The organism is Thermoflexibacter ruber, assembly GCF_900113045.1.
In the GTDB taxonomy this organism is placed as follows: Bacteria; Bacteroidota; Bacteroidia; order Cytophagales; family Thermoflexibacteraceae; genus Thermoflexibacter; species Thermoflexibacter ruber.
Window position 1 is genome coordinate 54,366 of the sequence record NZ_FONY01000006.1, and the last position, 13,706, is coordinate 68,071.

6 protein-coding genes are annotated in these 13,706 nt (G+C 39.2%); 2 read left to right on the forward strand and 4 right to left on the reverse strand.

Annotated features, from left to right (window positions below; all coding sequences use genetic code 11):
- The first annotated feature begins 203 nt into the window (after nucleotides 1-203).
- Nucleotides 204-5,477 carry a T9SS type A sorting domain-containing protein gene (locus BM141_RS04780; protein ID WP_091540947.1) on the forward strand — a complete coding sequence of 1,758 codons (5,274 nt, stop codon included), beginning with the start codon at nucleotides 204-206 and terminating at the stop codon, nucleotides 5,475-5,477.
- 78 nt (nucleotides 5,478-5,555) lie between these two features.
- On the opposite strand, the gene BM141_RS04785 is transcribed toward BM141_RS04780, so the two are convergent.
- Both BM141_RS04785 and BM141_RS04790 read right to left on the reverse strand, forming a co-directional pair.
- Nucleotides 5,556-7,724: a glycoside hydrolase family 9 protein gene (locus BM141_RS04785; RefSeq protein WP_091540950.1), complete on the reverse strand. Its 2,169-nt coding sequence runs from the start codon at nucleotides 7,722-7,724 to the stop codon at nucleotides 5,556-5,558.
- 108 nt (nucleotides 7,725-7,832) lie between these two features.
- Nucleotides 7,833-8,780, reverse strand: coding sequence for an N-acetylornithine carbamoyltransferase (locus BM141_RS04790; protein ID WP_091540955.1), 948 nt, complete (start codon nucleotides 8,778-8,780; stop codon nucleotides 7,833-7,835).
- 103 nt (nucleotides 8,781-8,883) lie between these two features.
- Between BM141_RS04790 and BM141_RS04795 the strand changes: the two genes are divergently transcribed.
- Nucleotides 8,884-10,290 (forward strand): Gfo/Idh/MocA family protein, encoded by a 1,407-nt coding sequence (locus BM141_RS04795; RefSeq protein ID WP_091541227.1) that lies wholly within the window; start codon nucleotides 8,884-8,886, stop codon nucleotides 10,288-10,290.
- Nucleotides 10,291-10,647: 357 nt separating this feature from the next.
- On the opposite strand, the gene BM141_RS04800 is transcribed toward BM141_RS04795, so the two are convergent.
- Nucleotides 10,648-12,426 (reverse strand): flotillin family protein, encoded by a 1,779-nt coding sequence (locus tag BM141_RS04800; RefSeq protein ID WP_091540958.1) that lies wholly within the window; start codon nucleotides 12,424-12,426, stop codon nucleotides 10,648-10,650.
- Nucleotides 12,427-12,653: 227 nt separating this feature from the next.
- On the reverse strand, nucleotides 12,654-13,604 hold the full coding sequence (locus BM141_RS04805) for a DMT family transporter (protein ID WP_091540961.1): 951 nt from the start codon (nucleotides 13,602-13,604) through the stop codon (nucleotides 12,654-12,656).
- Nucleotides 13,605-13,706: the final 102 nt, after the last annotated feature.

Sequence of the window (13,706 nt, forward strand, 5' to 3'; positions counted from 1 at the left end):
TAAAATCGCAAATTATTTCTACTAATTTTTTTATTTCCATGAAAAATGATATAATTTGCAAGAAAATTACAATTCTAATTATCACTTTTTCGTTAAGTTTTCGTTTTCAAACTTTATAAACGACAAACCAAGAACTATAAATCTATAAAAATACATACGCATTTTTTTAATCAGTGTACCTAAACCTAAACAATCTGACACTTATGAAAAAGATACTTTTACACCTAATTTTACTCTTTATTTCCATTTTATTTTTTCCTGCTCAGGGTCTTTTGGCTCAGGGTTCAGGAAGTGCAGTACAACTCAACGGCACTACGGGTTACTTACAGTCAGGAGAAGATGTAAATGTGCTGTTTTCCGAGGATTTGCGCATGGAAGGCTGGTTCAAGTTCGATAATGTAACAAAAGCAGTTTTTTTAATTACTATTGCCAATGATGAGGCTTCCTCTGGCGCACCTGCTTTTCCTAATCCTGCCACTACGCCACCATTTCGTACCCAGAAAGCCCTTTGGTGGAGTGGAAGTACGGGGGCATTAAATATCCCTGCTAATCACCTTGTAATTACAATCAGAGATAACAGCGGGGACTTTAACAATGGAGGAGGAAGTTGTAGTTTAGTAAGTGAGAACAGAGGCAGATTTTGGGATTTCTCTTTCCCATTTACCTTACAGCCAAATGTGTGGTATCACCTTTCTGCCATCATTAATGATGACGCGGTAGGTGATAATTTGAGTACACAAATGCTTGTCAATGGGGTTGCTATTACTTCAAGTACCAATGTACTAAGGACAAGACCTGCTGGTGTAGGAATGGGGTGTCCTACAGAAACCTTAAACGTAGGTATTGCTGCTTCTACCTTGCCCACAGTAGATATTGGGGGACGCATCATTGCAGGTGCAACTTATGGAGCAATAGCAGCAGGTGATGTAGAAACTAATGTTTTTATTGGTATGCGTCCAGATGAATTATTAAATGATAATACTCTACCCGATGCAGACTTCCTTTTTGCAGGGCAGATAGACCATATCCGACTGTCTAATTCAGGAAGGAATGAAACAACAGTTCGCACCAATATGTGTAACAATAGCGTAACCAACCTCATGACCTATACCTTTGACGATGTCCCTGACTATGACGATACAGGAACCTTAGCTACACAGCCACCATTAAGACCTATTGGTGGCGTTACCCAAGTACTCTCGGGGGCTCCTATTGGGAATGCAAGTAATTTTGTCTATGGAGGTACCAGCCTTACACTCAACTATCCTCCCGCAGGCACAAGTACATTCGGCGTGAACGTAACTGCTGGAACTTCTAATGTACTGCATATTTATAGGGTAGATGCTTCGCCTAATAATACTACTCTACCAACAGAAATGGGCAATTTTGATACGCGCTATTTTGGTATTTTTACAGGAACAGACAATATCACTTACGATGCAGTATACACTTATACCACGAACACTGTTCCCAACCCTCCTTTGAGTGGTAGCCCTACTGCCCTCGCTGTAGCAAGGCGATTGCGGAATAATGCCAGAGTAGCAGATGGAGATGATAGGCGGTTTACTTTCCAAGTAGGAACGGTAAATACAATAGCTACTACACATACCGTTACAGGGCTAACAACCGACCTCAGCGCAGCTACACCAAGAAATCAGCAAGAATTTATTTATGGAGCAGTTTCAGACCCTATCTTAGCCAATATAGAACCCCAAGCAATTAACTATTCGGAAGGAGCGGGAGACCCTTCCACTAATCCTACAGTAAATATTACTAACAATATCACAGTAACCTATCCGGGTACGCTAACGAGTGCTACTGTGCAGATTACTGGCAACTACCAAAATGGGCAAGATATTTTAGGCTTTGTCAATGGAACTTATGGAGGGGTTGCTTTCTCTGGTACTTTCAATGCCGCCACCGGCACAATGACTATTACCCCTGATGTAGCAGGCACAGGCACTGCCGCTGCCACACAAGCCGCTTTGAGTGCAGTAACTTATTACAACAACAGCGATAATCCTAATACCTCTATAAGAACTGTTACTTTTAGGGTAATAGATGGAGTCAAACAGAGCAATACGCAAACAAGAAATATAAATATTACCGCAGTAAACGATGCCCCTACGCTTTCAGGGCAGGTTTGCTCAGGGACTACTTTCACAGAAGACGGCGCAGCTGTAAATATTTTGACTGCTATTACTGTAAATGACCCTGATAATACTTCATTGACAACAGCCACTGTTCGTATTACCAACGTACAGGCAAGCGATATATTGTCATTTACTACCATTATGGGAAATCCTGTTACTTCTGCGGGCTATAACGCTGGCACAGGTACACTAACCTTAAACGTAAATAGTGCTACTCATGCCCAACTCGCAGCGGCTTTGCAAGCAGTGCAGTTTAGCAATAGTAGCCAAAACCCCAATACTACCCCAAGAACTATCAGATTTACGGTGAGAGATGCGGCATTGAACAGTAATGATGTAGATTGTACGATTAATGTGGTTTCTGTTAATGATGCTCCTGTCATTAGCCCTGCCACAAGCAGCGTTACCTACAACAAGTTAGCCTCAGCTGTTACTGTAGCCTCCTCAGCTACAATTACTGACTCTGATAATACTACCTTAGCAGGTATGACTTTAAATATAGGTAGCTATAATGCAGGCGAAGACATTATTACTTTTACTTGCCCTGCTGGCGTAACCTGCTCCGCCGTAGGTGCCGCTATGACTTTTACTGGCACCGCTCCTTTAGCCTCATATCAAGCACTGATTAGGAGTTTTGCTTACAGAAATTCCTCTGCTACACCCACAGGAACGGATAGGACGTTTACCTTCCAAGTAGATGATGGAGAAGCAGCAAATAATTTGAGCAATAATGCAGTATTTACCGTAAATATTAATGCAAACTTTAATATCGCACCTACCTTAGATGCAGGCTGTCCTACTACTATTGCTAATTTTACAGAAGGAGATAATACGCTTGCTATCTTCCCCAGTCCCGTAGATATTAATGACATAGATAACGCTAACCTGTCAAAAGCAGAATTTAAAATTACTACAGGATACCGCAACGGAGAAGATGAACTTTTGTATGATGATGATGCTATACCTCTTCCCGGTACGCTTACTGCCACTTGGAACGCCGCTACAGGTACACTGACTATTACAGGAGTCGACCTAATTACTGTGTACGAAGCTATACTTGCTCGCATTAAATTTAAAAATGAAAGCGAAAACCCCACAGGAGGAAATCGCACTATTACTGCACAATTTTTTGATAATGGCTTCCCTGACGGAACTGTGGCTAATATAAAAAGTACGACCCTCTGTTCGTTTCAAATTAGTGTAATTCCTGTCAATGACCCACCTGTACTTGATAATATCGGTGTTTCTCCGATTACATATACAGAAAATGACCCACCTCTTATTATCACTTCCACGATAGAAGTTACAGATGTGGACAATACGAATATGTCAAGTGCTACGGTAAGCATTACGGGTAACTACCAAAGCGGACAAGATGTATTAGAATTTACCAATCAGTTAGGCATTACAGGCTCTTGGAATGCAACATCTGGCGTGCTTACATTGTCTGGTTCATCTTCTAAGGCAAATTACCAAACTGCCCTAAGAAGTGTTACATATAAAAATACAAGTGAAAATCCAAGCAATTTGGTTCGCACTGTTTCTTTTAGAGCAAATGATGGACAATCAACTAATAACCTTAGTAATATACTAACGATAAATATTAATGTAGTTCCCGTCAATGACGCTCCTGTATTGGCAAATATAGAAAGTACACCTTTGACTTATACAGAGGGAGATTTATTAAAAATCATCACTTCTAATATTACGATAGCTGATGTAGATGATGACAACATGGAAAGTGCAACAATAGCTATTACAAGCGGCTACCAAAATGGAGAAGATTTATTATTTTTTACTAATCAATTAGGCATTACAGGGTCTTTTAACTCCACAACAGGTGTGCTTACGCTGTCTGGTTCATCTTCTAAAGCAAACTATCAAACAGCTTTAAGAAGTGTAAGTTATCTCAACCTGAGCAACGACCCTAACACAACTGATAGAACCATTACTTTTAGAGTAAATGACGGAGATTTGAATAGCAATTTGCAAAGCAGAACTATCAAAGTGATTTCTGTAAATAATGCTCCTATTATCACTTATACTCCTGTTGATGCTCAGACCTATGTAGAGAATGAAGCACCTAAAGGCATCTTCCCGTTCCCTAACAATTTTGCTATTATTGATTTAGATAATATTAACTTAGTTAGAGCAACCATACAAATTACTACTAACTACTTTGCTAACCAAGATGTCTTGGGCTTTACCAATCAGTTAGGTATTACAGGCTCTTGGGACCCAATTACAGGTACATTAACCTTGACGGGAGTGTCTTCTGTAGCCAATTATCAAACGGCTATTAGGAGTGTTACTTATGTCAATACAAGTGAAAACCCAAGTAACCTCCCGCGTACACTCACCATCATAGCAAGTGATGGAATTACCAACAGCGTTCCTACAATTACACAAATTATCAATGTAGTTCCTGTCAATGACCCCCCAGTAGTTACCAATATTAATCGCCAAATTATTATCAATGGTTCTTTACAACTCTTTAGCAATCCTTTTGAAGAAGCCTATACTGATATAGAAAGCGACCCATTGCAGCGAATCATTATTACTTCTTTACCAAATAATGGTAAACTGAAAAATAATAACGTAGATGTAGTACTCAACCAAGAAATCTCTGTGGCTAATATTAGCCTGAACTATGTGCCTAACTTGAATTATGCGGGTGATGACTTTTTTGAGTGGAGAGCCTCAGACAGGACTACAGGTATGAGTTTGTCTAATACTGCAAGGGTAAATATACAAGTGGGGCTTCCTTCGCTTTATCCTCCTGACAAGTTGAAGGCACAAGCAGGCAGCAGGCAAGTGTTGCTTACTTGGGACCCAGTAGTAGTAACTGGACTAAATATGCAGTATGAAATTTATATGCTTGCTCCTAATCAGCCTTGGAAACATGTAGGCACTACCAATGAGGAAAAGTTCTTAGTAACAGGGCTTGAAAACGCAACAGTATATAGCTTCAGAGTACTTGCTTTTGACAACTTGGGTAGGAGAAGTGATTTTTCATTTACAGTAACGGCAAGACCTTCTATTGTTTTAGGAACAGAAGATGAGTTGTCAGCACTACAACTCAACCTTTTCCCTAATCCCAATACGGGAAGTTTTGTCATTCAGTTTATAGAAAAAACAAGCAAGAAAGCGAACCTCTCTATTATCAATACCATAGGACAGAGGGTATTTGAGAAAGAAATAAAATCAAGCACAGGGTTATATGAAGAAAAGATAGAGGTAGAGGTACTCAGTGAAGGAACTTATATCTTGCAGATTAGTACAGGGACAAATACCTATCAAAAAAGATTTGTAGTGCAGAAATAAGTTGGTTTTTATTAGCGTTGCTAAAACATAAAAATAAAACCTATCATGCAGTTTTGCTTGGTAGGTTTTATTTTTATCTTATTCTACTACTAATTTTTTTACTCCGTATAGCTGATTCGTAGCAAGATGAATAAGGTAAATTCCTCTCGAGAACTGACTAATCTCTATCTCACAATTAGCTTCCTGTGCGGTAAAAGTGTAATTAATTTCCTTTAAAATTTTTCCTGTAACATCTGTAATGCTAATGTTAGTATCTTCACTTTTGGAGGTAATAAACTGAATTTGTACTTTGTTTTTACTTGGATTAGGGAATACTTTTAGTTGATTTTCTGGAATTTCGTTTTTTTTTACTCCTGTGGGTATAGTATTGGAGGGTAAAGGCAAATCAGTATTAGAGGCAGTAGCAAAATAAGAGAGTGCTTTGATGTAAGCTGATTGGTAGTAGATAGCGGGTTCGGTAACTTCCCAGCTTGCATCGGGCCATATCCCGTTCCAATCTCGGTAAGATTTCTGCACTGGTTGGTTACAAGGCGGCGATAAAATACAACTACCTTGCCCAGGTTTATAATCTTTATTAGGACCTCCCGGTACATATCCCGGGGCAGGACCTCCTTTGGCGGATTGAGGATTATCCCAAGCCGAGCCATCTTTAAACCAAGAGTGATAAATTTCATTGAGAGATTTTTCTGCTCCATACATAGGCATATTGCTCAAATAAACCGTGTTCAGGGGATTTACTCCATGAAAATAATGCAATATCTCCTCAGCACGCTGTCGATAAATTTCATGATTAGCAGGGTCGAGATTGTAAGTAATCATGTTCATATTGAGAATAGCTGTATTGGCTCTTGTATTCAGGCTTCCCCAATGATAAGTTTCATTTCGCATAAAGGCACGATAAGGGTCTTTGGTATTCCACTTGTAAAAGTCTTGGTTGGTAGCTTGAATCTTACTGTTCCTAATGGCATTGGCTATTTCGTTAGAAACATTGGGTAGGCGAGTAAAATAGAGCAGTGCTTCTGTTACTGTTACGTTATAAGGTCCCCACCAAACAATTTCATCTACTACTGTTCTATATTCCTTTTCTACAGTTTCTTTGTAGGTATTTTCTCCTGTAAGTGCATAAAGATAAACTGCCGTTTGAATTTTTACTTTTTCTTGTGTTTTGATGTCCCAATCTGCATCGCCTGCTTGTATGTTGCCATTGTCGCAGTCAGTTTGCTTAGGATTCATGTTATAGTGCCGATAAGCACTAATAGCTCTTTGCTGAAGGTCGTTAGCATAATCAATGAAGGCAGGAATGGTTTTAAGAGTAATAGCGGCATGGGCAAAAATACTTGCTAATGAGATAGTTGCCGACGAGCATCCATTAGGATAGTAATATCTTGGTCTTCTGTCTGTACTTGGTGGAAGCGGTCCGTCAGTATCTTTTAAATTCCCAACTTTAATGAGGGCATTGCCTTCGGGGAGTTGCATTTTTTTTAGCCAGTCGAGTTCCCACTTTACTTCATCTATCAGGTCAGGGATTCCATTACCAGACTCAGGGATTTTGTTGTTGTCCCCCCAGATAGTTGGGTTATGCTCATACGCTTCTAAAAGTTGGTGCATAGGACTGTGGGCAAAAGTAGTATATTTGTTGTAATCTCCTGCGTCCCACCAGCCGCCGCTAAGGTCTTTGGCAGTAGCGGGATTGTTCCTATCTCTTTCAGAGCGAGCCTCTCTGTCTTGCCCTGCCCCTACAAAAGAAGCCCCATCTACGTAGTTTACCCCTGCATGTTCTAACTTTTTTTCTGCATTACAACGGTTATAATAAAACATTCGCAAGGCAACTCTGAGCAAATCACTATATACATCATCTCTAATATCGAACTTAAAAGAGCCAACCCTATTTCCTACATCATAGATATAATAACTCCCTACTGCATTGACCGAAGAAAAGTCGAACCACCATGCTCTATCTCCAGAACTTGGGTCAGTAACCCCATTGTTCCAGACTTCCAATGTTCCTGTAAAAACAACCTCGTCATTATCCCACTTCCGAACTTGGTACTGGTTAGCGGCAACAGAGGGATTAAAAGATTGGTTAGCATTGAAACCTACCAAGGGGTTTATGATGACAGCCACTTTTTTTGCTTTTGTACGGTAGCCAAATTGGTCGATGCGGATAAAATCAGAAATTTGTGTAGGCACAGAAAACCCTTCTAAGTAAGAGATAGCTAATAAAATAATAGGCAATAATTTTTTCATATTTATAGAATAGTTAGTGTTGAATAAGGAACGGTATTTTTCTATAAAGTACGCCTACTTGTATTTTTTACTCTTTACTTTGATGAAATAGCTTAGTGATATGTAAAATTATGTATGCTCTAAAATTTTTTTCAATACCGCTTGGGCTGCCCAAAGGCGATTTGCTGCTTGCTTGATGACGATAGATTGAGGACTATCGATGACCTCATCATCAACTACAACATTGCGACGTACCGGAAGGCAGTGCATAAAATAAGCCTCATTTGTAAGTTTCATCTTGTCTGCTGATACCGTCCAGTTGCGGTCTTTGCTCAAAATTTTTCCATATTGTTTGTAAGATGACCAGTTTTTGGCATAAATAAACTCTGCTCCTTCAAAGGCTTTCTTTTGGTCATACTCTATGGTTGCATTCCAAGTATATTTTTCATCTAACTCATAGCCCTCGGGGTGAGTAATTACCAAATCTACCTCTGCATTGCACATCCACTCAGCAAAAGAGTTTGGCACAGCTTGAGGTAGGGCTTTGGGGTGAGGCGCCCATGTCAATACTACTTTGGGTTTGGGTGTTTTTTTGTATTCTTGGATAGTAACAAGGTCAGCTAAAGACTGTAAAGGGTGCAAAGTAGTGGATTCTAAGCTCACTATAGGCACGCCTGCATATCGGATAAATTGATTTAATACATTTTCTGCATAGTCATCTTCCCTATTTTCCAAACTTGGGAACGACCTTATCCCAATTATATCACAGTACTGCCCCATAACAGCCACCGCATCTTTTACATGCTCTGCCGCATCTCCGTCCATAACTGCTCCTTCTCTGCTTTCCAACTTCCACCCTTCTTTGTTAATATCCATGACTATAACATTCATTCCTAAGTTCATGGAGGCGCGTTGCGTGCTTAGTCGAGTTCTCAAACTGGGATTCATAAAAATTAAGCCCAACACTTTGTTTTCGCCAAGGTGTTTGAAAGCGTAGGGTTGTTGTTTTAAAAATAGTACCTCTTCTACTAAGGCTGAGATGTTAGTAACATCTTTGACACTCGTAAAATGTTTCATTTTTCAAATTTCCAAAAATAGGTAAATGAACAATTTGATTAAGTTGATTTTTAATTGCAAATTTGAATATAATTTTGAGAAAAATTTAAAAATCTATGTAGATATGAAAAAAAGGGAAACAAAAAACTCAAGAAGAAAATTTTTAAAGGCTTTGGGTGGAACTTCTGCCTTACTTGCTTCTGGCTCATTGGGAAACTACGGTCATGCTAAGGTAATAGAGCTTAAAGCGGAGCAGGAAACTGAAAAAAAATATACGGCTAACGATAAAGTACGATTAGCTGTAATTGGTTTAGGTATCATTGGGCATTATGATATAGATACGGCTTTGAAAGTACAAGGTACTGAGTTAGCCGCCATTTGCGACTTGTATGATGGAAGGATAGAGCAGGGGAAACGCAAATATGGGAAAAATGTATTTACTACGCGAGATTATCACGAAGTATTAGAGAGAAAAGACATAGATGCTGTATTGATTTGTACGCCAGACCATTGGCATAGTCAAATAGCAATTGATGCTATGAACAAAGGCAAGCATGTGTACTGTGAAAAGCCTATGGTGCATAAATTGGAGCAGGGATTATCGGTCATAGAGGCACAGAAAAAGACAGGAAAAGTATTGCAAGTAGGTAGCCAACGTACAAGCAGTATTGCGATGGCGGAGGCTAAAAAATTGTACGAATCAGGGACGATTGGACAGATTAACATGGTCATGGCTACTTATAACCGCCACAGTTCAGGGGGGGCATGGCAGTATTCTATTCCTCCAGATGCCTCTCCAAAAAATATTGACTTTGACCGTTTCTTGGGTAATGCCTCCAAGGTGGCATTTGACCCTATGCGATTTTTCCGTTGGAGAAACTACCAAGACTACGGCACAGGCGTACCGGGCGACTTGTTTGTTCACTTGCTTTCTGGCTTGCACTACATCACTGGCTCGCTCGGACCTACGAGGATTGTTGCAAGTGGCCAATTAGCGTATTGGAAAGATGGTCGCGATGTGCCAGATGTAGTTTCCGCAATTATGGAATACCCCGCAACAGACAAGCACCCTGCCTTCCAAGCAGTCTTACAGGTAAACTTTGTAGATGGCTCAGGGGGAAGGAATCAAACGCAAATTATTGGTTCTGAGGGAATGATAGACATTGGTTGGAATGATTTTGTTGTCAAACGCAACCCACTTCCTAAGGCACCAGACTTCGGCGGTTATGATTCCCTTTTTACCTTTACTGAGGAGGTACAAAAAGAATTTATCAAGCAATACGATGCCAAGTACAGCAAAGAAGATAGAGAGTGGAAAAAAGTAGAAGACATTATTTATAAAGCAGAAAGAGGATACGATGATAGATTAGACCACTTTAAGAACTTCTTTGCCTCTATTCGCGAAGGTAAACCCGTAGCCCAAGATGCTGCTTTTGGCTTTCGTGCCGCCGCACCTTGCTTAGCTACTAATCTGAGTATTTTCGAGCAGAAAATAGTACAGTGGGACCCAGTGAATATGAAAATGAGTTAAACTGCAAAATAACTATGAAAATATTGACATAAGTACCTAATCAAATTAAAACGTTTTTTATTCAGTGCCGTAGGCACGACAGCTTTGTAGTGGATAGTAGTCAAACAGATTTATCAAAGTCCCGTTAGGGACGGCACATAAAAATTAATAATCAATTAGTTACGTCCCTAATAGGACTTTGATGATTATTTCTCATGATTCATTTCAAAGCGGTCATTCCTACGGAATTAAAAGAAGGCAAAAAAAGTTAAATTACTTATCAATCCAAGTCAGACACACACTGCCTTGAAAAGTCATACCTGCACTCGAGGAGCGATTTTTCCTTGAATGTTAATAAAAAAAATCTTAATTTTTTTGTTACTTACTGAATTTCAAAGCGTCGTCTTCTACTGTTTGAGCATGCTCTACTTTCCCATTTTCATTAAAATTTTCAATGTATTTAAGTAGATTTTCTCCCCCCGGTAACTGTTTAAGGTTTTCTAAGACACTACTGAGGTCATTGTCAGTTTTTAATGTCTTTACTACTTCTTTCATTACGGGTAGGAGCATACTTACGTTCATCAAAGTTCCAATGACTCCCCCTGTACTTGTAATAGGTGCATTTGTCGCTGCTTCTCCATTTTGGTTGGTTAATCCATTGATATGCAAAAACTTAATGCTATCTATTTTTTCCGCAGGAAGCATAAGTTTTTCAATGATTTGAGGCAATAAAGGTATGAGTTTTTCCAAAGCCTGAGAAAGCATAGCATTTCTGCCTATGGAATTTTCTGCTTCTAATTTTGCCGCTAAGGCTTTGGCTTCTGCATTACCTATTTCCATAATAGCTTTGGCTTGATTTACTGCCGCTTGGAGTTCTAATTCTGCTGCTTCCTTTTTTGCCTTAGCAATAGTCATGAGCCTGTATGCTTCTGTATCACTTTCTACATTGTTTTTAGCTAACTGCACTTGTGCTTCTTTTTCGGCATTAGTAACCTCTATTTGCTTTTGACGATTGGCTACTTCTATGGCTTTGACTGTAATAGCCTGTTCCTCTGCTTTGATTTTTAAGGCTTCTTGCTTAGCTGTTGCCTCCAGCATTGCCAATTTTTGCTTCAATTGCTCTGCCGTCATAGTTTCACGCTGAATTTTAGCAATCTCAACAGCTTGCTCTTTTTCCTGTTGGGCAACTAAAATGGCTTTTTCTCTCAACGCCTCTACTACTCTGGTTTCTTGGAGTTTTTTCTCTTCTGCAATTTTTACTGCTCGCTCTTTTTCTATAAAAGCCTGTTGCTCGATAGATTCCTGTTCTTGCTTAGTTTTTTCTGCTAAGGCATTTTCTTTGGAAACTCTTTCCTTAATTTCTCTTTGTTGTATAGCTTCTTTTTCTTTCAAATCTTGCTCTATTTGCAACTGCTTGGTACGTGCCTCTTGGTTTTGAACTGCAATGGTGATTTCTCTCTCTCTCAATCGCTTGTTGGCAGATTCTGCTTCACCAGAGGTGCGTTGTGCTATTTCCTTAATGCCTTTGGCATCTAATACATTGTTCTCATCGTGCTTGGAAAGCGGTAACTGCTCTAAGTAATGAATAGCCACATCATCGAGGCGATAACCGTTGAGTATCACATCTCCCCCTTGTGTATGTCCAAGTGCTATGAGGATTTCATCTCTGAACTGATGCCGATTTTGGTAGAGTTGGTCAAAAGTAAGTTTTGAGCCTGCTGTTTTGAGTGCATCGGCAAATTTTGCTTCAAATAATTCTTTGATAGTCTGCAAATTAGATGCTCTATCACAACCGATAGTAGTAGCCACTCGCCTGATGTCCTCTTCTACTGAATTGATTTTGACGTAAAAATCTACCTCTACTTCTGCACGAATCCCATCAGCGCAGGAAAGGCTGTCTGAACCTTTACGGATAATTTTCACAATTTTCACCGTCAAATCTATTGTTTCTATGCGATGGAGTAGGGGAATCACAATAGAAGAACTTGTAGAAACTTGTGGGTGCGAAAAGCCCAAACCTGTTTTGACCAAAGCCGTCCCCGGTGCCGCTTTTTTCAGAAAGGCATTGAGCAAAGCAAAGATAAAAACGAGAAAAATAACTACAATCCCTGCAGGAACTAAAATAGTATAGATGTCCAAAAGCATTAGGTATATCATAATAGTAATAATGTTGAAATGTTAATTAGTCAATGTAATTATACGCAAGATTTGAGAATAAAGGCATAGAATTACTAAAAAACTTTTAGAAAATGACCTGATTTATTTAGTAGAGTTCTTGCGAAAGTACCTATTTTCCTTCTCAGAAGGAGAGGGGGCAGGGGTGAGGCGATAAAAAAACACTTTCGCAAGAAGTATAGTATTTAATTTTCTGATAATATTCTCAGCTACACTAAGTCTTCCTGATTTTCCACAGTCGCTATTGCTTTATCTTTCTTTTTGATGCCAATGAGTAAGATGCCCGCAAGAACAAATAAAGTACCTATCACTTGCCAGAAAGCAATAGGTTCATCTAAAAAAATATTGGCTAAGACAATAGTGGAAACAGGTCCTATCGTACCTACGATTGCCATGTTGTCCGAGCCAATAAGCCTGATGCCCTCTGCTGTAAGGAAGGCAGGGGCTACAGTAGCTATCATTGCCATCCAAATGTTAAGTTGATAGACTTCTTTGGGGAAATCCCATAAGCCACTACCTTTGACAAAAAGATAGTGCATAAATATACAGGCTGTCGCCACCAGCATTACGTAAGAAGTGTATAAGAGAGAGCCTACTCTGGGTATAATTCTACCACTCCCAATCAAATAAACAGAATAGGTAAGGGCAGAAGAAAATATCAAGGAAACGCCTAAAAAGAAGTTAGCACTATTCAAAGAAAAATCGGTTAATAAAGCCAGAGAAATTCCTAAATAAGTCATTACCAATGCAATAATTTGATTTTTAGTGATTTTTTGCTTAAATAAAACTGCCATAAGTAAGATAACAATAGTGGGATAGATGAATAATATTAGTCTTTCTAAACCTGCACTGATGTACTGTAAGCCTAAAAAGTCCAATAAACTTGAGCCATAATAGCCCACTATTCCCATAATAGGAATGAGTAGCTTGTCTTTTTTGCTAAGGGCATGGAAAGGTGCTTTCTTGTATTTATAAAGAATGACTAAGAAAAAGAAAGGAATAGAAAATACCATTCTCAACATGAGGGTAGAAATAGTATCTACGCCATAGCGGTACATGAGTTTGACTATCACGGCTTTAGAACTGAATCCAATCGCCCCAAGCATGACCATACCTACCCCCATAAGTCTTTTCAAATCAAGCGAAATGCTTTTTCTCATCAAGAAGTAATTTTAAGGATTCAAAGTTAGGTAAGATATAAACTAAAAATCGGGTCATTTAAAAAAATAAATCATTTTTTACGATTGAAAAGCAACCTTTCG

Coding starts and splice junctions, on each gene's coding strand:
- BM141_RS04780 (WP_091540947.1), top strand. CDS start 204: ATGAAAAAGATACTTTTACACCTAATTTTACTCTTTATTTCCATTTTA.
- BM141_RS04785 (WP_091540950.1), bottom strand. CDS start 7,724: ATGAAAAAATTATTGCCTATTATTTTATTAGCTATCTCTTACTTAGAA.
- BM141_RS04790 (WP_091540955.1), bottom strand. CDS start 8,780: ATGAAACATTTTACGAGTGTCAAAGATGTTACTAACATCTCAGCCTTA.
- BM141_RS04795 (WP_091541227.1), top strand. CDS start 8,884: ATGAAAAAAAGGGAAACAAAAAACTCAAGAAGAAAATTTTTAAAGGCT.
- BM141_RS04800 (WP_091540958.1), bottom strand. CDS start 12,426: ATGATATACCTAATGCTTTTGGACATCTATACTATTTTAGTTCCTGCA.
- BM141_RS04805 (WP_091540961.1), bottom strand. CDS start 13,604: ATGAGAAAAAGCATTTCGCTTGATTTGAAAAGACTTATGGGGGTAGGT.